This is a genomic window from Dactylosporangium sp. NPDC051485 (assembly GCF_040682015.1).
GTDB lineage: Bacteria > Actinomycetota > Actinomycetes > Mycobacteriales > Micromonosporaceae > Dactylosporangium.
Map to the genome: position 1 here is coordinate 25,866 of NZ_JBFAZW010000012.1, position 23,426 is coordinate 49,291.

Sequence of the window (23,426 nt, forward strand, 5' to 3'; positions counted from 1 at the left end):
AAAGGGCGCGCGAGCTACTCGCGCGCCCTTTTCGCGCGCAGCGCCAGCTTGGTCGCGGTGGTGGACAGCAGCGCGCCAATGGCGATCATGAACATGGCCACGAAGCCGACCGCGCCCGCGTGCGGGCCCACGTCGGCCAGCCCGCCGCCGCCGAGCGAGCCCCTGGCCGCCACGCAGACCAGGGCGAGCAGCACCCCGGCCACGGGGCCGGCGAGAACGGCCGAGCCGAGCAGCGGGACCCAGGGGCGCCCGGGATCGTTGCGCAGCGACCGGCGGGCCAGCAGCCAGCCGGCGATCAGGGCGGCGGCCAGGGGCAGGCCGAGCAGCAGGGGCGCATAGCCGGTCGCCGGCGACGATGGAAGACCGGCCAGCAACGGTACGGCGGGAAGAGGCCCCACCGACACGTGCGCCGCGCTGATGAAGGTCTCCGAGCCGATCGTGAAGCCGGGCCCGACGAGGTAGCTGGCCGCCCACACGGTCACGTCCGGCGCGAAGAACGCGCACAGCACGATCAGCCCGATCTGCCCGGCGATCCCGGTGTGGTAGTCGACGATGATCTGGCTCGCGTCGCCGCCGCTGAAGGCGACCGCCATGCCGGTCGTGGCCGCACCGGCGCCGAGCACGAGCAGGGCGGCGACCGCCCCGGTGCGGGTCGCGTCACGCAGCACCCGGGGCGTGCGCCCGGCCAGCCGGGCGATCCCGCGGGCCTCGGCGAAGGCCCCGAGCGACCCGGCAAGCAGCCCGAACGCGGCGAACGCCAGAACGGCCCGGACCGCCGAGACCTCGCTGCCCCTGTGGTCGGCGACAAGGGCGGCCACGCCGCCGAGGCAGGCGTAGACGACCCCGACCGCGGCCCCGGCCCGGGCGGCCGGCCACGGCGACCAGGGCGTGCCGCTGTGATGAGCCCGGGCACCGACGGCCCGCGCCGTGTGCACGCCGGCCCGGAACACCCGCCAGGCGGCGATCAGGGTGAGCCCGAGCGGGGCGAGGCTGACCGGCCCGATGCCGGTCTCGATCGGCACCCAGTGCGCGAGCAGCCAGCCTCCCAGGCCGAGCCGCAGCACCTGGGCCAGCGGCGCGCCGGCGCCGTCGAGCGCGAAGAGCATCCAGACCACGGCGAGGGTGGGCAACAGCGAGACGAGCGCCGCCCAGAGCGAGTTGACCACGGCAGCCAGCGCCAGCGGGGCGCGCCGGGCGGGGCGGCGGGAGGGGGCCCGGCCGGGGACCGAGCGCCGCTGGATCGGCAGCCTTACGGTCTCGCGGTTGGCGAGCCGGGTGGGCACGCCGTCGTCCGGTTCCTCAGGGGTGGTCGGCATCGCATTCACTCTAAAAAAATCTGGACGGCCGGTCACTGACCCCGGCCGTCCGGATGTGACGCAGTTTCGGCTAGAGCGCCGTGACGATGTCGCGCATGAGGTTCGCGGTCTCGGTCGGGGTCTTGCCGACCGCGACGCCGGCCGCCTCGAGCGCGAGCTTCTTGGCGTCGGCGGTGCCCGCCGAGCCGGAGATGATCGCGCCGGCGTGGCCCATCGTCTTGCCCGGCGGGGCGGTGAAGCCGGCGATGTAGCCGACCACCGGCTTGCGCACGTTGGCCTTGATGAACTCGGCCGCCCGCTCCTCGGCGTCGCCGCCGATCTCGCCGATCATGACGATCGCCGCGGTCTCCGGGTCGGCCTCAAACGCGGCGAGCGCGTCGATGTGCGTCGTGCCGATGACCGGGTCGCCGCCGATGCCGATGGCCGTGGAGAAGCCGATGTCGCGCAGCTCGTACATCATCTGGTACGTCAGCGTGCCCGACTTGCTGACCAGGCCGATCTTGCCCGGGCCGGTGATGTCGGCCGGGATGATGCCGGCGTTGGACTTGCCGGGGCTGGCGATGCCGGGGCAGTTGGGCCCGATGATGCGCGTCCTGTTGCCGGCCGCCTGGGCGTGGGCCCAGAGCACGGCGGTGTCGTGCACCGGCACGCCCTCGGTGATGATCACGGCGAGCGGGATCTGCGCGTCGATCGCCTCCACCGCGGCCGACTTGGTGCCGGCCGGCGGGACGAAGATGACGCTGGTGTCGGCGCCGGTCTGCTCCATCGCCTCCTGCACGCTGGCGAAGACGGGGAGCTTGGTGCCGTCGAAGTCGACCTGCTGGCCCGCCTTGCGCGGGTTGACGCCGCCGACGATGTCGGTGCCCGCGGCGAGCATGCGCCGGGTGTGCTTGGAGCCCTCGGCGCCGGTCATGCCCTGGACGATGACCTTGCTGGACTCGGTCAGCCATACCGCCATGGTCGTTACACCCCACTCGCTGCGAGCTCGGCGGCCCGGCGGGCCGCGCCGTCCATCGTGTCTACCCGCTCGATCAGCGGGTTGGCGGCCTCGTCGAGGATCCGGCGGCCCTCTTCGGCGTTGTTGCCGTCGAGGCGGACCACCAGCGGCTTGGTGACCGCCTCGCCGCGGTCCTCGAGCAGCTGCAGGGCCTGCACGATGCCGTTGGCGACCGCGTCGCAGGCGGTGATGCCGCCGAAGACGTTGACGAAGACGCTCTTCACGTCGGGGTCGCCGAGCACGATCTCCAGGCCGTTGGCCATGACCTGGGCGCTGGCGCCGCCGCCGATGTCGAGGAAGTTGGCCGGCTTGCTGCCCAGCCCCTCGCCGGCGTAGGCGACCACGTCGAGGGTCGACATGACCAGGCCCGCGCCGTTGCCGATGATGCCGACGTTGCCGTCGAGCTTCACGTAGTTGAGGTTCTTCTCCTTGGCCGCCTGCTCCAGCGGGTCGGCCGCGGCCTTGTCCTCGAGCGCCTCGTGGTCGGGCTGCCGGAAGTCGGCGTTCGCGTCGAGGGTGACCTTGGCGTCGAGGCACAGCACGGTGCCGTCGGTGGTCTTGGCCAGCGGGTTCACCTCGACCAGCGTGGCGTCCTCGGCGACGAAGGCCTGCCACAGCTTGACCGCGATGGCGACGACCTGGTCGGCCACGTCGGCCGGGAACTTGGCCTGCTCGACGATCGCCCGGGCGGTCGCCTCGTCCACGCCCTTCACGGCGTCGATGGCGACCTTGGCCACCTTCTCCGGCGCGTCGTGGGCGACGGTCTCGATCTCCATGCCGCCGGCGACGCTGGCGATGCACAGGAAGGTGCGGTTCGCGCGGTCGAGGAGGTAGGAGAAGTAGTACTCCTCGGCGATGTCGGCCGTGGTGGTGACCATCACCTTGTGGACCGTGTGGCCCTTGATGTCCATGCCGAGGATGTTGGTCGCGTGCGCGGTCGCCTCGTCGGCGCCCTCCGCCAGCTTGACGCCGCCCGCCTTGCCGCGGCCACCGACCTTCACCTGGGCTTTGATGACGACCCGGCCGCCGAGCTCCTCGGCGATCGCCCGGGCCTCTGCAGGGGTCTCGGCAACCCCGCCGCCAAGCACGGGCAGCCCGTGCTTCGCGAAGAGGGCACGCCCCTGGTACTCGTACAGGTCCACAGTTGGTCCCGTTCCGTCAACCGTGCCGCCTGCCCCATCGCGAGGACGGCTCAACGCTTCGCAGCCTAACCACGGCTTCACCCGTGGGCGCCGCCCGGGTTCCCGATGTGCCCGATTCCACTCCCATCCGGACCCGTCTAGGTTTCGGCGTCCGTATCGCCTCCGTTCACGAACGGGGGACACGGCCGCGAGGGCGTAACCGCCCCCGCGGGCCGTCGTTGAGAGCAATGTCGGCCCGCCCACCGGGGAGCCCGGGAGGGTAGGGCCGGCACCAAAACGGCCGATGCCCTGTCGGTCGAGGGGTGGCGGCGGGGCATCGTGCGATAGAGGGGCCGGACGTGTGAGGGGTGCGTCCGGCCCCTCCCCTTTTGCGAGCTATTGATAAACGACAATCAGTGTCGCTTCAGTATTTCGCTCAGCTTTCGAGATTTTCCCGGGCCCATTCGACGATCGACTGGGTGGTCGCGCCGGGTGTGAAAATGCGCGCCACGCCGAGCCGCTCCAGCTCCGGCAGGTCCTCGTCCGGAATGATCCCGCCGCCGAACACGGTCACGTCGGCGGCGCCGCGCTCGGCGAGCAGCTCGATGACCCGGCGGAACAGGGTCATGTGCGCCCCGGACAGCACCGAGAGCCCCACGGCGTCGGCGTCCTCCTGGATCGCGGTCTCGACGATCTGCTCGGGCGTCTGGTGCAGCCCGGTGTAGATGACTTCCATGCCGGCGTCCCGCAGCGCGCGGGCGACGATCTTCACGCCTCGATCGTGTCCGTCGAGGCCAGGCTTGGCGATGACGACGCGGGTCCGCGCGCTCATCCTCACGGTCCTTCCCGGCCGTTCGTGGCGGCCACTGGGCACGGCCCCGGCACCGTCGCGCGGGGTCCAAGCCCGAAGGTACAGCAGCCGAATTCACCGCCGCGCAACGACCGCGCAACGGTCCGGGTTACGCACAACCAACCCGACGGGCGCAATCGCACCCCGGAAGCGGCGCGGCGCGCCCCCATAACTTGTGCCGCCGATTAGGCCGTGGCTACCGTGTCGTTCGGTTTTGTCGAATTCATATTTGCCTGCGCGATTGCCGCCGCTCGTGCATTTGCCGGAATCGAGGTTCACCGCGTTGAATGCAAGATCCGCGCGCGCGAACTACCGCGGCCGGCGCCGCCGGGAATCCCCGCGCAGCCGCTATCTGACCATCCTCAGCACCGCACTGGTGGCCTCGGCCGCGGTGGCGCTGAGCACCGCCGCCGCGCTGCCCGAGCCGCACATGGACGATCTGTCGATGGAGACGAGCAGCAGCTACGACGACATCTCCACCCGTTCGGGCGATCGGGCGAGCCGCTCCGACGGCCACGGCACCGCCGGCACCGCCAACCAACCGGCCCCCGACGTGTGGATCCTCCCCCTGCGCAGCTACACGGTGACGTCGTTCTTCGGCGAGCGCTGGGGAAGGCTGCACCCCGGCGTCGACCTGGGCGCCGCCGAGGGCACCCCCTTCACCGCCGTGGCCGCCGGCCGGGTGACCCTGTGCCGCTGGAACGGAGGCTACGGCAACAACATCATGATCGACCACGGCGACGGCCTCGTAACCGTGTACGGCCACGCCTCCAAGCTCCTGTGCCACGAGGGCGAACAGGTACACGCCGGCGACAAGCTCGCGCTGGTCGGCAACACCGGCCACTCGTTCGGCTCACACCTGCACTTCGAGGTGCGCAAGGACGGCAAGCCCGTCGAACCCCTGGCCTTCATGCGCAGACACGGCGTGGACATCCAGCACCACAGCGAGGCGATCTACTCGTAGCCGCTCGGGCGCGGGGCGCACCGCCAGCGAACAGCGACATGCCTGACACTCCACGGGCCGCGCCCGCCGGCTTCACCCCTGCCTCGGCAGTGCACCCGCCCGCGCCGCGCCGCCCACGCGGGGGTGTCAGGCGACGCTCAGGTACAGCTGCGTGGCCTTCTCCTCTCTCGTGGCGATGACGGCGTGCTGGCCCGCGGCGGCGACGGCGATTTCCGGGCAGCGGGTGGCGCAGGCGATGGCGCGTTCCTCGGTCGTCGTGCCGTCGCTGGTCGAGGCGGTGAGCAGGCGCAGGGCGCCCGAGGGGCCGCGCCACAGCACGTACGCGTGGCCGTTGGCCTCCGTGCCGGCCACGGGCTGGTAGCCGCCGAGGCCGGCCAGGCCCATGTTCCACTTCGTTGCGCCCGTGCGCGGGTCGACGGCGGTCAGGTGGGCCTGGGCGCCGCCCTGGTCGGCGTAGATGAGGCTCGGTCCGGCGGGCACCGCCAGCGTGCCGGCGGCGTCGTGGCGGGCGCCGACCGTGCCGGTGGTGGCGTCCATGTACGTGACGCGCTGCGGCGTCGCGCCGGTCAGCGTGACGAAGCCGGCGCCCGTGGAGTACACCCGCAGCTCCGTGCCGCCCCGCTGGACCGCGTGCCACGACCACCGCTCCACCCCGGTCGCCGCGGCCAGCCCGACGGCCACGTCGTCCACGCCCTGTGCGCGGCAGCGCAGCGCCACCGCCAGGGTCTCGGCGGTGCCCGCCAGGTCGGTCACGTCGCAGGCCGCACCGTTGCGCGCCGGCGACCAGCGCCACCGTTGCTCGCCCGTGCGCGCGTCGATGCCGAGCAACTCCCCGGCGCCGGCGCCCGATCCGGACAACACCGCCGTGGGACCCGCGGCGCGCACCGTCGCCATTTTCCCCGACCTGTACCGCTGGGAGAACCGCGCCGCCCCCGTGCCCGCGTCGAGGGCCGTCACCAGTACCCCGTCGTCGGTCCCGAACGCGACCACGACCGCGTCGTCGACCAGCCCCGCGGCCTGACTGGCCAGGTCGGTGCGCAGGTATTGCCAGGCCGGCGTGCCGCTGCCGAGCCACACGGCGCGGATGCCGTCGCCCGCGCGGAGAATCGCCAGGTCGCCGTGCACGGCCACGAGCTCGACGCCGGCGACCGGCAACGGCCACGCCTGGACCTGGGCCGGGGGCGCCACGCCGGCCGTGGTCGCGTTGACGAACCGGCCCTCGCGGGCCCAGTCCACCCCGACCGCGGCGGCCACCAGCAGTACCACTGCCAATGCGGCAACCGCGGACCACGGCCGCCAGTCCGGCCCCGGCAACCGGCCCGCGCCGGTGACCGCGAGCGCCGTCCAGCCCAGGGCCAGCGCCACCGAGCCCGCGACCGTGACCGGGCCGCCGAGGCCGATGCCCGCGCTCGGCTCGACCAGGCGCGTCAGCGCCGTCGCGATCACCGCGGCGGCCACGCCCGCGACCGCCGCCACGGCGGCGATGAGCCGGGCCCGGCGGGGCTCCGTGCGCGCATACGCCAGGCACAGCGCGCTCAGCAGCGGCCCCACGAACGCGATCCCCGCGATGGTGACCAGGTCCGGGTGCCGGCCGTCGGCCAGCGTCCAGGGCAGCGCGAGCCCGGCGATGGTGGCGACCAGCCCGAGCCCGATGACGACGAACCCGGCGGCGCGTGCGAGGAGATTCACGAGGACAGGATGACGGGTGGGTGTGACAGTTTCACTCGGGCCGGGCGGGATGCTTCTGTCGGTAAGTGGCCGACTTCGCTCGGTCAGCCGAGCGTCGCGCGACGGCGCAGGGGGAACGCGCAAGGGGCCGCGCGAGAGCGCAGAGCCGCAGGGGAACGCGCGAGAGCGCAAGGGGCGCCAAGGGAGCGCGCGAGAGCGCGAGGGAGCCGCGCAAGGGAGCGGCGCAAGGGCGCTACAGCGGGGCGCAAGAGAGCGCGGGCATGGTTGAGGGCAAACGCAGCGCCGGCCCCAAGCTCCTCCCGGAGTGGGGCCGGCGGCGGTGGTGCTGGGTGAATCAGGCGCTGAGGCGCTTCGCGAGGTTCTGGTCGAGCGCGTTCATGAACTCGTCCGTCGTCAGCCACGGGGCGTCGCGGGAGATCAGGAGGGCCAGGTCCTTGGTCATCTGGCCGCCCTCGACGGTGTCGATGCAGACCTGCTCCAGGGTGTTGGCGAAGTCGGTCACCGCGGGGGTGCCGTCAACCTTGCCACGGTGGGCGAGGCCCCGGGTCCAGGCGAAGATGGACGCGATCGGGTTCGTCGACGTCTTCTCGCCCTTCTGCCACTGGCGGTAGTGCCGGGTCACCGTGCCGTGGGCGGCCTCGGCCTCGACCGTCTTGCCGTCCGGGGTCATCAGCACGCTGGTCATCAGGCCGAGCGAGCCGAAGCCCTGGGCCACGGTGTCCGACTGCACGTCGCCGTCGTAGTTCTTGGCGGCCCAGACGAAGCCACCCTCCCACTTCAGGGCGGCGGCGACCATGTCGTCGATGAGACGGTGCTCGTAGGTGATGCCGGCCTGCGCGAACTCGTCCTTGAACTCGGTCTCGAAGACCTCGGCGAAGAGGTCCTTGAAGCGGCCGTCGTACGCCTTCAGGATCGTGTTCTTGGTCGACAGGTACACCGGGTAGCCCCGGTCCAGGCCGTAGCGCAGCGACGCCCGCGCGAAGTCGCGGATCGAGTCGTCGTAGTTGTACATGCCCATGGCCACGCCGCCGCCGGGGAAGTTGGCGACCTCGAACTCCATGGGGGCGCCGCCGTCGGCGGGGGTGTAGGTGACGGTGACCTTGCCGGGGCCCGGGACGACGAAGTCGGTGGCCTTGTACTGGTCGCCGTGGGCGTGACGGCCGATGATGATCGGCTTGGTCCAGCCGGGGACGAGCCGCGGCACGTTCGACATGATGATCGGCTCGCGGAAGACCACGCCGCCGAGGATGTTGCGGATCGTGCCGTTCGGGGAGCGCCACATCTTCTTGAGCGAGAACTCCTCGACGCGCGCCTCGTCGGGCGTGATCGTCGCGCACTTGACGCCGACGCCGTGCTGCTTGATGGCGTTCGCGGCGTCCACGGTGACCTGGTCGTCGGTCTGGTCGCGGTACTCGATCGACAGGTCGTAGTACTTGAGGTCGACGTCGAGGTACGGCAGGATCAGCTGCTCGCGGATCTGCTTCCAGATGATCCGGGTCATCTCGTCGCCGTCGAGCTCGACGACAGGGTTGTTTACCTTGATCTTCGCCATCGGCCGGGCGCTCCTCTCGCGCTGCCTACCGGGGTCTCCGCCGCCGTGGGCAGTCCTCGCTGATTCCAGCACTCTTCGCCATGCGTCGCCGGCAGGGTCCCGGTTCCACTTAGCAGTACGAGCGTACTGCATGGTTGGGGCAACTCACCCGCGGCCCTCACCCCGATCCCGGAAATGTCCAAAAATCATGGTATGTCCGATGTGTCGGCCTAGCGAAGCGGCCGGATGCATCGCGACCTACATGGTCCACTCGGCCCTGGAAGGAGTTCCGCGCCTCGCAGCAGGCGTCGAACCGAGCCATGACAGACAGCGTCCAGGCGGTCAGCGATGTGGGGTGGCGGCGAAGGAGCCGGCGGCCAAGGCCGGGAAGGTCTGGTCGGAGGCTGCCGCTGGTCGAGGCGGCTGGCTACCGTAGCCTCGGATTGACGTCAACGGCTGGCAACGAAATACACGATAGGGCGCGAGGGGGTACGGTCGACCGAGGCGGACAGCAATGGGTGGTCATAATCGGAAGAATCGCGAAAATAGCAGTCGTTATCTCCGCTGATCCCCCATCCATAATGGTCGGTCCCGTGCCCCATGTAGCATTGGTCTTTGCTGCTGTACAGCATCCCGTTGTCCCGCAGGAATTTGTCAAGGCAGCTGGACGACGTGGAGAAACGCAGGTACACCGTGCCCGCTCTGCTGAAGTCCTCTTCGTCGGCGAACCGCAAGTCCGTGACATCACACGGCAACGTCAACCGGTAATGTGGCAGAATATCCTTCTCCAGATCGCCGCCGCCGATTGTGACGCGGAGCCGACCCTCCTGGTTGGGGTATTCGCGAGAGTCTCGGAACAACGCCCAGACGAAATCCGGTCGCTGCGTGCAGCAACTGGCGCAGCAAAGTAGCAAGATGGCGAGTAGCGCAAGCAACACCTTGGCAGTGGTAGACAACCCGCTGCCCCGCCCAGGCGAATTCATCGCAGAATCATAGACTGCATACAAGGTCAACTCTGCCCCGGCGCCTGCCGCGATTGGTCAGCGTGCTGGTCGCGGCGCAGGTTACCGTTCGTGAGCCTGTAAGGCCGGTCAGGCGAGGCTCAGTAGATCGGCCGCGATAGACGCGGGGTGCTGGGCGTGCAGGTCGTGGTCGCCGTCGGGGTACGGGCGGATCTTGACGTCCCGCAGGCCGGTGAGGTTGGGCGTCCTGGTCCCGGCGGGGATGGCCAGCACGGGGACGTCGATCCGGTCGAAGTACCGCTGCGGCGGATCGTCCCACATGCTGCGCACGATCCGCATGTGCTGCGGGACGGGCAGCCGGCGGGAGAGGGAGTCGTCCGGCCCGACGGCCAGGTTGGAGACCGTCGCCTCGACGGCCCAGGGCTCCCAGTCCGGATGGGCCGAGCGCAGCCGCTCCCGCAGGCGAGTCGCGCTCATGGCGGTCACATCCGGCGGGCGGAGCATCGCCGCGCAGGTCTCCCAGTCGGAGAACTGCGCGGCGAGGTCGATCCAGCCGCCGTCGACCAGGCCCAGCGCGCGCACCCGCTCGGGGTGCCGGGCGGCCAGCTGGACCACGACGTTGCCGCCCCACGAATGGCCGGCCACGATCGCCGGCGGGAGGTCCAGCCCGGCGAGGTCGTCGGCAGCGGTCGCGGTGTCGTGGCCGTCGGCGGCGACGGGCGACTCGCCGTGCGAGCGCAGGTCGACGGCGTACGCCGGATGGCCCGCCGCGACCAGGTGCCCGGCGACGCCGTCCCACAGCCGCGCGTTCGACGACAGCCCGTGCACGAGCAGGAAGGGCGCTCCCGCGAGGCCATCCCCGTGCATGCGAACGTGAAGCCTCATAGCGACGAGCCTAGATCCCGCGGCCCCTGCGGTGGAGGGCCCCGAGCACGCTTTCGACCCTGACCACGCCGGTCACGGCGGCCAGCGCGATCGCGGCGCGCGGCTCGCGCCAGTTGGAGCGCATGGCGGCCTTGGTCCAGCGCCAGGCGTCGCGGCGGTTGCCGGTCGCCGCCGACCAGCACGCGAGCTGGCCGTAGACGCGGCCGGCGCCCGTGGTGGAGGCGGCGATCTCCGGGTGCCGGGTCATCATCCAGCGCAGGGACGCCATCTTGGTGGCGTACTCGTACGCGAACAGCGACGAGCGCCCCCACAACACCCGCACGAGCGGCTCGTCGACGTGCACGATCTCGCCCCGCTTGGCCGCCCGCAGCAGCAGGTCCCAGTCCTCGTTCTGGCTGCCCGGGGCGTCCTCGGCGACCAGGCCCATCGCGTCGTGGTCGAAGACGGACCGGCGCATCATGAACGTCGAGGAGTGCAGCATCGACATCCGCGAGCGGACCAGGTCGTCGAGGCCCACCAGCGACGCCCCGGCCAGCCGCGGGGTGAGCCGGTCGCCGAACTCGACCTCGATCGCCGAGGTGCAGAACTCCGCCTGCGGGCGCTGCTGCAGCGCGTGCACCTGGCGGCGCAGCTTGGTCGGCAGCCACACGTCGTCGTCGTCGCAGAACGCGACCAGGTCGGTGTCCAGCGCCACGATGCCGGTGTTGCGCGCCCCGGCCAGGCCCGGCTTGCGCAGGTTGGGCAGGACGTCCAGCGGGCGGTCGCCGCCCCGGCACAGGCTCGCGTCGGTCGCGTGCTGGTCGAAGACCACGATGGTGCGCACCGGGCCGGGGTAGTCCTGGGCGACGATCCCGGCCACGGCGCGGCGCAGCAGCTCGGGCCGGTTGCGGGTCGGCACGATCACGCCGACGCTCGGCCAGTGCCCGGCCGTGCTCATCGGGCGCCCCGATAGCCGTAGGCGCCGAGCAGGGGCGCGGTCAGCGCGCTCACGACCCGCCGCTGGCCCCCGGGCAGGGCCGTGCGCCAGGCGTCGTCGCGGCGCAGAGGCACCGGACCGACGGTGAAGCGCATCGGGTTGCCGGCGGCGCTGTGGCAGGGGCCCAGCTCGGCCACGCCGTCGCGGAGGAAGCCGAGCTCACCCGGCGCGATGTCGATGAACTCCGACAGATCGCGCAGAACGGCACCCGGATCCTCCAGGAGCTCCTCGTACCGCACGCGCCGAACGGGCACGCCGCACTTGTGCAACGCGGAGAACGCCACGTTGTGGGCGTTCCACAGCAGGGCCGAGCGCCCGGGGGAGTACCGCGTCATCTCCTCCGCGTTGTCGGTCTCGGGCCGCGTGACCTTCTTCGTCCACGAGTACGCCACCCCGCGGCTGTCCCGCACCACGTGCGCCACCCGCAGGTCGAGCCCCGGCGCGAACCGCAGGCAGTAGGCCAGCGCCGCGTGCTTGGAGGAGTCCACCAGTACCTCGGCGCCGGAGACGACCGCGGCGGCCTCGTAGAGCCGGGCGTACCAGTCGGCGTACTCCTCGACCAGCAGCCGATGGGCCGGGCTCATCCGCACGCTGGCCAGCCGCGGGATGTGCCGGGTCCGCTCGACCGCGTGGCGCAGCGCGAGCACCCGCCACACGTCGACGTGGTGCCAGCCGCCGAACGCCTTCTCGCCGACCTCCCGCCAGAAGCCGCACTCGGAGAAGTGCTCGCCGCAGGCGCAGCGCTCGTCCCCGGCGACGTCGCGCTCCCACAGGTGCACGACCTCCCCGAGCGGGCACACGCCGGGCAGCTCCCCCAGTAGGCGTTCGAGCAGCGTGGTGCCGCTGCGCCCGAGCCCACCGAGGAACAGAACGCGTACCAAACCGTCCTCCTTGGTCGTTTTGGTAGATATGCCAGTTTCGCTGGCATCTGGTGGGTCTAACGAGGAATTGCGGACGAACGATGCTGCGCAGCTACACGCACACCCGGCGGGTCCCCGTCGGCGATCTGGCCGTCGACCCGCTCACCGAGGGCGAGGTCGTCGCCCGGGTCCTCGCCGCCATCGAGGAGGGCCGCGGCGGCTGGATCGTCACGCCGAACGTCGACATCCTTCGGCAGGTGGCCCGCGACGCCGCCCTCCGCGCGACGCTCGGCGACGCCGACCTGGTCGTCGCCGACGGCGCCCCGCTGGTCTGGGCCGCCCGGCTGGCCGGCCGCGCGCTACCGGCGCGGGTCCCCGGCTCCGACCTGATCTGGTCGCTCTCGCGCGGCCTGGCCCACCGGGGCGGCCGCGTCTTCGTGCTCGGCGGCGCCCCGTCCACCGACGGCGAGCCGGACGGTGCCCACCGCGCCGCCGCGCGCCTGGCCGACGCCTTCCCCGGCCTGCGCATCGCCGGCGCGCACTGCCCGCCGTTCGGCTTCGACCGCAGCCCCCGGGTCCTTCGCTCGGTCTGCGCGCGGGTCATCAAGGCTCAACCGCAGATGGTGTACGTCGGGATCGGCTTCCCCCGCCAGGAGCACCTGATCGCGCGACTGCGCGGCCACCTGCCCGGCACCTGGTTCCTCGGCTGCGGCGCCGCGGTGAACTTCGTGGCCGGCGACATCAGCCGCGCCCGCCCGGCGCTGCAGAAGGCCGGCCTGGAGTGGCTGGACCGCCTGGCCCGCGAGCCGCGTCGCCTGGCCCGCCGCTACCTGCGCGAGGACGCGCCCTTCGCCGCCGCCCTGCTCGCCCGCTCCCTGCACCACCGCCTGACCCACCGCCCGGCCCACCGAGCCTGACCCGCGCGCCCGCAGAGCACCCGTGCGCGGATCGCCGATGCTGCGCCGGGCTGGAACGCGTCGACGACGCCCTGCTGGGCGGCGGCCGCGGTGTCGTGCAGGCCGGTGTAGCCGACCGCGGTGAGCTTGTCGATCGCGGTCCGCCCGCGCGGACCCGGCCGCCCCAGGGCCGCATGGCCCCAGCTAACAACGCGCCCACACCGGCTGGGCGGGGCCGTCGAGCGGCGGTGGCGGACCATCCGGCACACCAAGCCGATTGAGGCCGTACGACTCCGGCCGGTAGCGCGCCCGCGCGGACTGGCCGGGTGAGGCGTGCGGCTCCGGCCGGTGGCGCGCTCGCGCGGACTGGCCGCCCAAGGCCGTGCGGCCCCGGGCGGCGGTGCGGGGGCCGGGCTACCTGCGCTCGGCCCGGCGCACGGCCTCGATGTAGTCCAGCGCCGCCGTGCGCAGCGCGTCCTCGGCGTCCAGCCCCTCCGTGCGCGCCCGCGCGACCAGCGCAAAGAGCTCCCCGCCGAGCGTTTCGGGCCCCGGATTCGATACGTCGAGACCGGCCCGCTCCACCCGCTGCAGCAGCTTGGCGGCCAGCGCCAGCGCGGGCTGCGACAGCGCGACCCCGTCCACCGCCGAGCCGCGCGCCTTCTCCGCCTTCTTGATCTGCTCCCAGTTGGCGATGATCTCCTCAATCCCGCCCACCTCGGCGTCGGCGAACACGTGCGGATTGCGCCGGATCAGCTTCGCCACCAGGTCCCCGGCCACGGCGTCGACGCCGAACCCGGACGTCTCCTCGGCGAGCCGGGCGTGCAGCACCACCTGGAGCAGCACGTCCCCGAGTTCCTCCCGCACCGCCTCGGCGTCCTCGTCGCGGATGGCGTCGTAGAGCTCATACGCCTCCTCGAGCAGGAAGTGCGCCAGGCTCGCGTGCGTCTGCGCCCGCTTCCAGGGGTCCCCGGCCTCGGGGTGCATGAGCCGGTCCATCACGGTCACGACGTCCAGCAGCCGCGCCCCCGGCGGGTCCCACGACCCGTAGAGCAGCTCCAGCTCGGCCAGCCCCGGCTCGCGCGCCAGCCGCAGCCCCAGCTCCCGCGCCAGCTGCTCGTCCCCGTCGGGCCCGGCCAGCCAGACCACCGTCCCGTGCGCCGCGATCGCCGCGATGAGCGCGTCGACGTCGTGCGCGCCGGCCGTGACCGTGGCCCCCGCCGCCCGCAGCGCCGCCGCCTGCTCGGACTCGTCCGCGGTGAGCACCGGGTGCGCCCGCACGAGATCCCAGGCCTGCGCCGTGAGCACCCCGGCGGGCAGCCGGGGCGAGGTCACCAGCAGCACCACACGCCCGCTCATGCCGTCACCTCCGCTGCGCTCCGGCGCCGGCGTGAGCCAACCCTGTGCTGATTGTTCGCGGCCCCAACGCCAGGTCTGGCTCGACGAGGCTCCGCGGCAGTCGACCCAGACCAGGCGCCGCAACGCTGCGGACCGCTCATGCCTCCTCCTCCGCGAACGCGAGGTTGATCTGCACGCCCTGGCCGACGAAGACCGGGAACACGGGCTCGTACCGCGGATTGACCACCACGTCGCCGCCGCGAATCGCCTCGGCGAAGTGCTGCTGCGCCTCGAACAGCGGCCCGATCTCGACGTGCCGCCGCGCGTCCGCGACCGTCACGTCGACGTTGGCCGCGCTCAGCGCGTCGACCAGCCGCTGCGCCTCCCCGTCGGTGAGCGGCCGGGCCATCTCGACGTTGGTCGCCGCGCTCACGAGCGAGAAGCACCGGGCCCACAGCCGCACGTATTCGCTGTCCTCCGGCAGCCTGAAATACACCGCGAACATCGCCGGATCGGGCGGCGCGACCTCCAGCTTGCGCTCGGCCGCCAAACGCCCGCCGGCGTCACCGCAGATGAACAGCGACACGACCTGGCCGGGGCTGCTGTGCGGGGCCGAGCGCACGATGCGATCGACCCGGTCCACCGTGACCTTCCGGTCCCCGAGGTAGACCGCGACGCCCGGCTCGGCCCGGCAACCCGCGAGCCCGGCCCCCGCCAGGATCGCCACTACGGCCGCGATCCCACGCCTCACGGCTTGGCCGCCGCGGGCTTCGGGGCCGGGCCGCCGAGGACCGTGGCCAGCAGCTCGGCGGCCCAGTCGAGCAGCTGGGTGTCGCGCATCGGCTCGCCGCCCACCCGCCGGGTCGAGGGACGCGGCAGGGAGACCGTGTCGGCGGCGGACTTGTAGACGGCCTCCGGGTAGAGGCGCTTGAGGCGCATCTGCTTGGAGTCCGGCAGCTGCAGCGGGCCGAAGCGGACGTGCTTGCCCTGCAGGGAGACGTCGGTCAGGCCGTGGGACCGGGCCAGGAACCGGAAGCGGGCCACGGCCAGCAGGTTGGCCACCGGGAGCGGGGGCTCGCCGTAGCGGTCGCGCATCTCGGCGACGATCTCGTCCAGCGCCGGGTCGTCCTTGGCGCCGGCGATCTTGCGGTAGATCTCCAGGCGGAGGCGCTCGGCGGAGATGTACTCCAGCGGGAGGTGGGCGTCGACGGGCAGGTCGATCTTGACGTCCTGCTCCTCCTCCTCGGGGCGCTCGCCCTTGAACTGCGCGACGGCCTCGCCGACCATGCGCACGTAGAGGTCGAAGCCCACGCCCTCGATGTGGCCGGACTGCTCGCCGCCCAGCAGGTTGCCGGCGCCGCGGATCTCCAGGTCCTTCATCGCCACATACATGCCGGCGCCGAGCTCCGTGTGCTGGGCGATGGTGGCCAGCCGCTCGTGGGCGTGCTCGGTCAGCGGCTTGTCCGGCGGGTAGAGGAAGTAGGCGTAGGCGCGCTCGCGGCCGCGGCCCACTCGGCCCCGGATCTGGTGCAGCTGGGCCAGGCCGAGCAGGTCGGCGCGCTCGACGATCAGGGTGTTGGCGTTGGGGATGTCGATGCCGCTCTCCACGATCGTGGTGCAGACCAGGACGTCGTACTCCTTCTCCCAGAAGCCCACCATGATCTTCTCGAGGGCCTCCTCGGTCATCTGGCCGTGCGCGACCGCGACGCGGGCCTCGGGCACCAGCTCGCGCAGCCGGCGGGCCGCCCGCTCGATCGACTCGACCCGGTTGTGCAGGTAGAAGACCTGGCCGTCGCGCAGCAGCTCGCGGTGGATGGCCGCGGCCACCTGCTTGTCGTCCTGGGCGCCGACGAGGGTGAGCACCGGGTGGCGCTCCTCCGGCGGGGTGGCGATGGTCGACATCTCGCGGATGCCGGTGATGGCCATCTCCAGGGTGCGCGGGATCGGCGTGGCCGACATGGTCAGCACGTCGACCGAGGCCCGCAGCTGCTTGAGGAACTCCTTGTGCTCGACGCCGAAGCGCTGCTCCTCGTCGACGATGACCAGGCCCAGCTGTTTGAACCGGGTTGACTGCTGCAGCAGCCGGTGGGTGCCGATGACGATGTCGACGGTGCCGTCGACGACCTTCTCCAGGGTCAGCTTCGTCTCCGTCGGGGTCTGGAAGCGCGAGAGCTGGCGCACCTCGACCGGGAACTGCGAGACCCGCTCGGAGAAGGTGTTGAAGTGCTGCTGGGCCAGCAGCGTGGTCGGCACCAGCACGGCCACCTGCTTGCCGTCCTGCACCGCCTTGAAGGCGGCCCGCACCGCGATCTCGGTCTTGCCGTAGCCGACGTCGCCGCAGATCAGCCGGTCCATCGGGACCGACTTCTCCATGTCGGTCTTGACCTCCTCGATCGCGGCCAGCTGGTCGGGGGTCTCCCGGTAGGGGAAGGCGTCCTCCAGCTCGCGCTGCCACGGGGTGTCGGGGCCGAAGGCGTGGCCCTGCGAGTTCTGCCGCACGGCGTAGAGCTGGATGAGCTGCGCGGCGATCTCGCGGACCGCCTTGCGGGCCCGGGACTTGGCCTTCTGCCAGTCGGAGCCGCCCATCTTGTGCAGCGTCGGGGCCTCGCCGCCGACGTAGCGGGAGAGCTGGTCCAGCTGGTCGGTCGGCACGAACAGCCGGTCGCCGGGCTGGCCGCGCTTGGACGCCGCGTATTCGATCACCAGGTATTCGCGGTCGGCGCCGTTGACGGTGCGCTGCACCATCTCGACGTAGCGGCCGATGCCGTGCTGCTCGTGCACCACGAAGTCCCCGGTGCGCAGCTCCAGCGGGTCGATCTGGTTGCGCCGCCGGCTCGGCATCTTGCGCATGTCCTTGGTCGACGCGCCGCGACCGCCGGAGATGTCGGTGTTGGTGACGACCGCGAGCCGGGCGGCTTCGTCGAGGAAGCCCAGCTCCATCGAGCCGGTGGTGATGGCGATGAGGCCGGGGGCCGGGGGCTGCTCCAGCGACTCGCTCAGGGCGACCCCGAGGTCGGCCCCGCGCAGCACCTCGGCCGCCCGCTGGGCCGGCCCGGTGCCCTCGAAGACCAGCGCGATCCGCCAGCCCTCGCCGGTGAGCCGCTTGAGGTCCTCGACCACGCGGGCGGTCTCGCCGTGGTACAGCGGCACGGCCTGCGCGCCGATCGTGATCGACACGGCGTCGTCGGAGACCGTGGTGACCGGCTCGTCCTCGCCGAGCCGCCAGGGCTCGTCGGCCTCCCGCGTGGTCTCGGCCGCGGCGAACGGGCTCAGCGACCACCACGGCTGGCCGAGCGAGGCGGCCGCCGCCCGGACGTCGCCCAGGTGGCGGAAGGCCGCCGCGCCGAGGTCGATGGGGGCCTTGCCGCCGACCGCGGCCGCCGCCCAGCTCGCCTCCAGGAACTCCTCGCTGGTGCGGACCAGGTCGTGGGCCCGCGTGCGGATCCGCTCCGGGTCGCACAGCAGCACGTGGGTGCCCGGCGGCATGGTGTGCAGCAGCAGCTCCAGGGCGTCGGAGCCGCCCAGCAGCGCCGGGGTGAGCGACTCCATGCCCTCGACCGGGATGCCGCCGGCCAGCTTGTCGAGCATCTCGGCCAGCTGCGGGTGGTCGGTGGACAGGGCCGCCGCCCGGGCCTTCACCTCGTCGGTGAGCAGCAGCTCGCGGCAGGGCGGGGCCCACAGCCGCTCGACCTTCTCGATCGTGCGCTGGTCGGCCACCGCGAACGAGCGGATGTCCTCGACCTCGTCGCCCCAGAACTCCACCCGCAGCGGGTGCTCCTCGGTCGGCGGGAACACGTCGAGGATGCCGCCGCGGACCGCGAACTCGCCGCGCTTGGTGACCAGGTCGACCCGGGCGTAGGCGAGCTCGCCCAGGCGGGTGGTCAGCGCGTCGAGGTCGGCCGCGCCGCCCGGCCGCAGGTCGATCGGCTCCAGGTCGCCCAGGCCCTTGAGCTGCGGCTGCAGGACCGAGCGGACCGGCGCGACGACGACCCGGGGCCGGGGCGCCGCCTCGGTCGGATGAGCCAGCCGGCGCAGCACCGCCAGGCGCCGCCCGACGGTGTCGGAGCGGGGGGAGAGGCGCTCGTGCGGCAGCGTCTCCCACGACGGGTACACCGCCACCAGGTCCGGATCGAGCAGACAGCCCAGGGTCGCGGCCAGGTCCTCGGCCTCGCGGCTGGTGGCGGTCACGGCCAGCACGGGCCGCTCGGCGGCGACGACGGCGGCCACGACCGCGCGCAGGGCGGGCGGCCCGGTGAGGTCGACCTGGTCGTAGTGCCCGGCGCGGGCGAGGTCACGCGCGCGGGCGAGGGCGGGATCGTCGAGAGCGGCGGCGGTGATACCGGCGAGCTTCATGGTGATTTGCACCCACAGACTTCATTGGGGTTATCCGCACAGCACGGCAAACAGCCCCGCGCCCAGACGGGCGGGGGGTGGTCGATGCGCATCCAGACTATCGGGCGGGTATGACAAAACGCCGGGGGGCAATGCGGGATGAGATCCTGAGACCTGACTCACCGGAACGTCACGGGGCGCCCCCGCAGCGGATACGATGCCCCTGAATCGGACAGCGCCGTCCCCCCAAGCCGAGCCGAGCCAACTTGGAGGGGACACAACATGTCCGCTGGGACCTCGGAAGAGTCGACCGCCGACGCCGCCCTGCGTGCCGACATTCGCCGGCTGGGGTCGCTGCTAGGCCAGAGCCTCGTGCGCCAGGACGGCCAGCAGCTGCTGGACCTGGTGGAGGAGGTCCGCGCGCTGGTCCGCACCGACCCGGAGGCCGCCGCCGAGCGCCTGCACGGCCTCGACGTGGTCACGGGCACTCAGCTGGCCCGGGCCTTCTCGACGTACTTCCACCTCGCCAACATCACCGAGCAGGTCCACCGCGCCCGGGAGCTGCGCCGCATCCGCGTGCGCGAGGGCGGCTGGCTCGAGCGGGCGGCCAAGCTGATCGCCGACCGCGGCGTCGGGGTCCGCGAGATCGGCTCCATCGCCTCCAAGCTCGCCGTCCGCCCGGTCTTCACCGCCCACCCCACCGAGGCCGCGCGCCGCTCGATCCTGACCAAGCTGCGGGCCGTCGGCGACGAGCTGGACGCGGAGGCCGTGGCCACCGCGCTGGACGGCTCGGCCGAGCCGGACAAGAGCCGCACCGCGCGCACCGACCGCCGCCTGGCGGAGCTGCTCGACCTGCTCTGGCAGACCGACGAGCTGCGCCTGGAGCGGCCGGAGCCCAGCGACGAGGCCCGCAACGCCGTGTACTACCTCGCCGACCTGGCCGAGGGCGCCGCGCCGCAGGTGCTGGACGACCTCTACGAGACGCTGCGCGACCTCGGCGTGCAGCTGGCCCCCACCGCCCGCCCGCTGACCTTCGGCTCGTGGATCGGCGGCGACCGCGACGGCAACCCGTTCGTGACCCCGGCGGTGACCCGGGACGTGCTGCTCATCCAGCACGAGTACGGCATCCGCATGGCCGAGGGCGTGATCGACGCCCTGATCGACGAGATCTCGGTCTCCAAGCGCCTGCGCGGGGTCTCGCTGGACCTCTCCGCGAGCCTCGCCGCCGACCTGGACAACCTGCCGGAGCTGCCGCCCCGCTACCGCCGGGTCAACATGGAGGAGTCCTACCGGCTCAAGCTGCGCTGCATCCGGCTCAAGCTCGACCACACCCGGACCCGCCTGGCCACCGGCACCCCGCACAAGCCCGGCCGGGACTACCTCGGCACCGGCGAGCTGATCTCCGACCTCGAGCTGATGCGCGCGTCGCTGGCCCGCAACGGCGGCCAGCTGGCCGCGACCGGCAAGCTCGCCTCGGCGATCCGCACGCTGTCCGCCTTCGGCCTGCAGCTGGCCACGCTGGACGTGCGCGAGCACGCCGACGCCCACCACGAGGTGCTCTCCCAGCTGTACCGCCGGGTCGGCGAGGTCGACTACGCCCAGCTGGACCGCGACGGGCGTCGCCAGCTGCTCATCGACGAGCTCAACGGCCGCCGGCCGCTGGCCACCCGCGACACCGGGCTGAGCGACAGTGCGCGCAAGACGTTCGACGTGTTCGCGGCCATCCGCGAGGTGCAGGACCGCTTCGGCCCCGAGGTCGTCGAGACGTACATCATCTCGATGACCCAGGGCATCGACGACGTGCTGGCCGCGGTCGTGCTGGCCCGCGAGTGGGGCCTGGTCGAGGTCAGCGCCGGGGCCGGCTTCGGCGGGGCCTCGATGGAGTCCGCGCGCGCCCGGGTCGGGTTCGCCCCGCTGCTGGAGCAGGCCCGCGAGCTGGAGATGGCCGGCGAGATCCTGGACGAGCTGCTGTCGATCCCGGTGTACCGGGCCATCGTGCGCGCCCGCGGCGACGTGCAGGAGGTCATGCTCGGCTACTCCGACTCCAACAAGGACGCCGGCATCACCACCTCACAGTGGATGATCCACAAGGCCCAGCGCCAGCTGCGCGACGTCGCGGCCCGCCACGGCGTGCGGCTGCGGCTGTTCCACGGCCGCGGCGGCACCGTCGGGCGCGGCGGCGGCCCCACCCACGAGGCGATCCTGGCCCAGCCGTGGGGCACGCTGGACGGCGCGATCAAGGTGACCGAGCAGGGCGAGGTCATCTCCGACAAGTACACGCTGCCGGCCCTGGCCCGGGAGAACCTCGAGCTGACCCTGGCCGCCGTGCTGCAGAGCGCGCTGCTGCACACCGAGCCCCGGCAGCCCGCCGAGGAGCTGGCCCGCTGGGACTCGGCCATGGAGACGGTGTCCTCGGCGGCGTTCACCACCTACCGGTCGCTGGTGGAGAACCCCGACCTTCCGGCGTACTTCTGGGCCGCCACCCCCACCGAGCTGCTCGGCGCCCTCAACATCGGCTCGCGCCCGGCCAAGCGGCCGAACGCCGACGCCGGCCTGTCCGGGCTACGGGCCATCCCGTGGGTGTTCGGCTGGACCCAGTCGCGCCAGATCGTGCCCGGCTGGTTCGGCGTGGGCAGCGGCCTCAAGGCGGCCCGCGAGGCCGGCCTCGGCGACGTGCTGCGCGAGATGCACAAGAAGTGGCACTTCTTCGCCACGTTCCTGTCCAACGTCGAGATGATGCTGCAGAAGACCGACCTGGAGATCGCGTCGCGGTACGTCGAGACACTGGTCCCCAAGCCGCTGCAGCCGATCTTCGACGTGATCAGCGAGGAGTACCGCCAGACGCTGGCCGAGGTGCTCGCGATCACCGGCGAGGAGCGGCCGCTGGACCACCAGCCGGTGCTGCAGCGCACGCTGGAGGTGCGCGACACCTACCTGCAGCCGCTGCACCACCTGCAGGTGACGCTGCTGGACCAGTACCGCGCCAGCAAGAGCGCCGACAGCGGCGCCTGGCCCGGCGGCCGGCGATCCTCGCCCGATCCGGCGCTGGAGCGGGCCCTGCTGACGACGATCAATGGCATCGCGGCGGGCATGCGCAACACCGGATGAGCGCTGTGGCAGGCTTGCGGGCGTGTCATTGAACGGCTGGGCAGTCGATGGATGGGCGTTGCCGGACGACGTGCTGCGGGACGCGCCGACGTATACGCCGAAACCTTCCGAGCTAGCGGACCTCGAGTTGCTGTTGTCAGGGGCGTATACGCCCCTGACCGGCTTCCTGGGCTCGGCGGACCTCATCGCGCTGCGCCGCACCGGCAGGCTGGCCGACGGCACGGCCTGGCCGGTGCCGGTCACGCTCGAGGTGCCCCGGTCGCTGTCCGAGCATCTCGACGTGTTCAACCCGTTACGGCGGGTGCTCATCCTGGCCGACCTGGAGGGCGCGCCGGTGGCCGCGCTGGAGGTCACCGAGCTGTACCCGGCCCGCAAGACCACGCTTGGCGCGGCGGGCCGGGTCCTCCGGCTCGGCGACGGCGGGCACGGGGCCTTCCGCCGCATGCGCCGGACCCCGGCGGAGGTGCGCGGCGCGCTGCCGTCCGGGCGCGTCCTCGGGGTGATCGCCGACCGCCCGCTGCACCGCCCGCAGCTCGCCCAGATCGCCCGGGCCGCCCGCACGCTGGCCGCGCACCTGGTCGTGCTCGTGCCGGTGGACGGGCCGGGCCCCGACGGGCTCGCCCCGGAGGCGCTGGTGCGCTGCGTGCTGGCCGCCCGCGACCGGATGCCGGCCTCGACGATCGTGGCCCTGCCGCTGCCCAAGCACGACGGCGACGACATCCGCGACGCGATGCTGCGCACCCGGGTGGCCGCCGCCTACGGGGTCACGCACCTGCTGGCCTCCAGCGAGTCCATGCTCTCCGGCGGCGGGCTGCGCGTGCTGGTGCCGCGGGAGCTGGCCTACGACGGCCGCGACGGCCAGTGGCGGTCGCTGGACGACATCCCGCCCCGGCACCGGCGCCTGCCGCTGACCGTGGCCGAGATCGAGGACCACCTCGACCGCGGCACGATCCTGCCCGAGTGGCACACGCCGCCGGCCGTCGCCCGCGAGCTGACCCGGTCCCGGCCGCCCCGCCGCCAGCGCGGCCTCGTGGTCTTCTTCACCGGCCTGTCCGGCTCGGGCAAGTCGACCATGGCCACCGGCCTGGCCGACGCGCTGCTGGAGACCGGCGAGCGCACCGTGACCCTTCTCGACGGCGACATCGTGCGCCGCCACCTCTCGGCCGGCCTGGGCTTCTCGGCCGAGGACCGGGACACCAACATCCGCCGCATCGGCTGGGTGGCGGCCGAGGTGGGCCGGCACGGCGGGGTGGCCATCTGCTGCCCCATCGCGCCGTACCGCGACGCCCGCGCCGCGGCCCGCCGGTTCGCCCACAACGCGGGCGCCGGCTTCGTGCTGGTGCACGTGGCCACCCCGCTGGAGGAGTGCGAGCGGCGCGACCGCAAGGGCCTCTACGCGAAGGCCCGCGCCGGGCTCATCAAGGGCATGACCGGCATCGACGACCCCTACGAGGAGCCGCTGGACGCCGAGCTGGTCATCGACACGACCGAGCTGTCGCAGGGCGAGGCCGTGACGCGGGTCCTGCGTTATCTCGGCAGCAACGGCTGGCTGGATCCGCGCCCCATACCCTGACAAGGGTGAACGGGGACCTATGTCCCATTAC

General features: G+C 72.5%; 17 protein-coding genes. 4 read left to right on the plus strand and 13 right to left on the minus strand.

Translation table 11 applies throughout. The features are described from left to right. Positions 1–14: 14 nt before the first annotated feature. From AB0M46_RS09060 to AB0M46_RS09075, 4 genes are all read right to left on the minus strand, one after another. On the minus strand, positions 15–1,316 hold the full coding sequence (locus AB0M46_RS09060; RefSeq protein WP_363334045.1) for a DUF6350 family protein: 1,302 nt from the start codon (positions 1,314–1,316) through the stop codon (positions 15–17). Positions 1,317–1,386: 70 nt separating this feature from the next. Beyond that, positions 1,387–2,274: a succinate--CoA ligase subunit alpha gene (gene sucD / locus AB0M46_RS09065; RefSeq protein WP_363334046.1), complete on the minus strand. Its 888-nt coding sequence runs from the start codon at positions 2,272–2,274 to the stop codon at positions 1,387–1,389. A gap of 5 nt (positions 2,275–2,279) precedes the next feature. Beyond that, the gene (sucC, locus tag AB0M46_RS09070; RefSeq protein WP_363334048.1) at positions 2,280–3,455 is read right to left on the minus strand and encodes an ADP-forming succinate--CoA ligase subunit beta; all 1,176 of its coding nucleotides are present in this window, start codon (positions 3,453–3,455) and stop codon (positions 2,280–2,282) included. 415 nt (positions 3,456–3,870) lie between these two features. Further along, positions 3,871–4,266: a cobalamin B12-binding domain-containing protein gene (locus tag AB0M46_RS09075; RefSeq protein WP_344620649.1), complete on the minus strand. Its 396-nt coding sequence runs from the start codon at positions 4,264–4,266 to the stop codon at positions 3,871–3,873. Between the two features lie 301 nt (positions 4,267–4,567). Here AB0M46_RS09075 and AB0M46_RS09080 point away from each other — a divergent pair, with 301 nt between their 5' ends. Further along, positions 4,568–5,248 carry a M23 family metallopeptidase gene (locus tag AB0M46_RS09080; RefSeq protein ID WP_363334050.1) on the plus strand — a complete coding sequence of 227 codons (681 nt, stop codon included), beginning with the start codon at positions 4,568–4,570 and terminating at the stop codon, positions 5,246–5,248. A 126-nt stretch (positions 5,249–5,374) separates the two neighbouring features. Here the strand turns inward: AB0M46_RS09080 and AB0M46_RS09085 are convergent, their stop codons facing one another. From AB0M46_RS09085 to AB0M46_RS09110, 6 genes are all read right to left on the minus strand, one after another. After that, the gene (locus AB0M46_RS09085; protein WP_363334051.1) at positions 5,375–6,937 is read right to left on the minus strand and encodes a hypothetical protein; all 1,563 of its coding nucleotides are present in this window, start codon (positions 6,935–6,937) and stop codon (positions 5,375–5,377) included. A gap of 334 nt (positions 6,938–7,271) precedes the next feature. Further along, positions 7,272–8,489, minus strand: a complete 1,218-nt coding sequence (locus tag AB0M46_RS09090; protein WP_363334053.1) for an NADP-dependent isocitrate dehydrogenase — start codon at positions 8,487–8,489, stop codon at positions 7,272–7,274. Positions 8,490–8,917: 428 nt separating this feature from the next. Then, positions 8,918–9,451 carry a hypothetical protein gene (locus tag AB0M46_RS09095; RefSeq protein ID WP_363334055.1) on the minus strand — a complete coding sequence of 178 codons (534 nt, stop codon included), beginning with the start codon at positions 9,449–9,451 and terminating at the stop codon, positions 8,918–8,920. Positions 9,452–9,559: 108 nt separating this feature from the next. Beyond that, positions 9,560–10,315, minus strand: a complete 756-nt coding sequence (locus tag AB0M46_RS09100) for an alpha/beta fold hydrolase (protein WP_363334057.1) — start codon at positions 10,313–10,315, stop codon at positions 9,560–9,562. Positions 10,316–10,325: 10 nt separating this feature from the next. Further along, a complete protein-coding gene (locus tag AB0M46_RS09105) occupies positions 10,326–11,252 on the minus strand; it encodes a glycosyltransferase family A protein (protein ID WP_363334059.1) in 927 nt (308 codons plus the stop codon). Beyond that, positions 11,249–12,172, minus strand: coding sequence for a sulfotransferase (locus tag AB0M46_RS09110; RefSeq protein ID WP_363334061.1), 924 nt, complete (start codon positions 12,170–12,172; stop codon positions 11,249–11,251). The genes AB0M46_RS09105 and AB0M46_RS09110 overlap by 4 nt, the downstream gene beginning before the upstream one ends. An 80-nt stretch (positions 12,173–12,252) precedes the next feature. Here AB0M46_RS09110 and AB0M46_RS09115 point away from each other — a divergent pair, with 80 nt between their 5' ends. Further along, positions 12,253–13,068, plus strand: a complete 816-nt coding sequence (locus AB0M46_RS09115; RefSeq protein WP_363334063.1) for a WecB/TagA/CpsF family glycosyltransferase — start codon at positions 12,253–12,255, stop codon at positions 13,066–13,068. A 393-nt stretch (positions 13,069–13,461) separates the two neighbouring features. On the opposite strand, the gene AB0M46_RS09120 is transcribed toward AB0M46_RS09115, so the two are convergent. From AB0M46_RS09120 to mfd, 3 genes are all read right to left on the minus strand, one after another. Beyond that, complete coding sequence (locus AB0M46_RS09120) at positions 13,462–14,403, minus strand: MazG family protein (protein WP_363334065.1); 942 nt, start codon at positions 14,401–14,403, stop codon at positions 13,462–13,464. A gap of 136 nt (positions 14,404–14,539) precedes the next feature. Continuing rightward, positions 14,540–15,133: a hypothetical protein gene (locus AB0M46_RS09125; RefSeq protein ID WP_363334067.1), complete on the minus strand. Its 594-nt coding sequence runs from the start codon at positions 15,131–15,133 to the stop codon at positions 14,540–14,542. Then, positions 15,130–18,747 carry a transcription-repair coupling factor gene (gene mfd, locus AB0M46_RS09130; RefSeq protein WP_363334069.1) on the minus strand — a complete coding sequence of 1,206 codons (3,618 nt, stop codon included), beginning with the start codon at positions 18,745–18,747 and terminating at the stop codon, positions 15,130–15,132. The genes AB0M46_RS09125 and mfd overlap by 4 nt, the downstream gene beginning before the upstream one ends. A 249-nt stretch (positions 18,748–18,996) precedes the next feature. On the opposite strand from mfd, the gene ppc reads away from it, so the two are divergent. Both ppc and cysC read left to right on the plus strand, forming a co-directional pair. Beyond that, on the plus strand, positions 18,997–21,822 hold the full coding sequence (gene ppc / locus AB0M46_RS09135) for a phosphoenolpyruvate carboxylase (RefSeq protein WP_363334071.1): 2,826 nt from the start codon (positions 18,997–18,999) through the stop codon (positions 21,820–21,822). Further along, positions 21,788–23,395: an adenylyl-sulfate kinase gene (cysC, locus tag AB0M46_RS09140; protein WP_363334073.1), complete on the plus strand. Its 1,608-nt coding sequence runs from the start codon at positions 21,788–21,790 to the stop codon at positions 23,393–23,395. Before ppc ends, cysC begins: the two co-directional genes overlap by 35 nt. The last annotated feature ends 31 nt before the right edge of the window (positions 23,396–23,426 follow it).

What these genes read in the sequence shown, in the direction of transcription:
- cysC (WP_363334073.1), top strand. Translation starts at nt 21,788, where the DNA reads ATGGCATCGCGGCGGGCATGCGCAACACCGGATGAGCGCTGTGGCAGG.
- AB0M46_RS09060 (WP_363334045.1), bottom strand. Translation starts at nt 1,316, where the DNA reads ATGCCGACCACCCCTGAGGAACCGGACGACGGCGTGCCCACCCGGCTC.
- AB0M46_RS09100 (WP_363334057.1), bottom strand. Translation starts at nt 10,315, where the DNA reads ATGAGGCTTCACGTTCGCATGCACGGGGATGGCCTCGCGGGAGCGCCC.
- AB0M46_RS09095 (WP_363334055.1), bottom strand. Translation starts at nt 9,451, where the DNA reads ATGAATTCGCCTGGGCGGGGCAGCGGGTTGTCTACCACTGCCAAGGTG.
- AB0M46_RS09120 (WP_363334065.1), bottom strand. Translation starts at nt 14,403, where the DNA reads ATGAGCGGGCGTGTGGTGCTGCTGGTGACCTCGCCCCGGCTGCCCGCC.
- sucD (WP_363334046.1), bottom strand. Translation starts at nt 2,274, where the DNA reads ATGGCGGTATGGCTGACCGAGTCCAGCAAGGTCATCGTCCAGGGCATG.
- AB0M46_RS09075 (WP_344620649.1), bottom strand. Translation starts at nt 4,266, where the DNA reads ATGAGCGCGCGGACCCGCGTCGTCATCGCCAAGCCTGGCCTCGACGGA.
- AB0M46_RS09105 (WP_363334059.1), bottom strand. Translation starts at nt 11,252, where the DNA reads ATGAGCACGGCCGGGCACTGGCCGAGCGTCGGCGTGATCGTGCCGACC.
- AB0M46_RS09115 (WP_363334063.1), top strand. Translation starts at nt 12,253, where the DNA reads ATGCTGCGCAGCTACACGCACACCCGGCGGGTCCCCGTCGGCGATCTG.
- AB0M46_RS09090 (WP_363334053.1), bottom strand. Translation starts at nt 8,489, where the DNA reads ATGGCGAAGATCAAGGTAAACAACCCTGTCGTCGAGCTCGACGGCGAC.
- ppc (WP_363334071.1), top strand. Translation starts at nt 18,997, where the DNA reads ATGTCCGCTGGGACCTCGGAAGAGTCGACCGCCGACGCCGCCCTGCGT.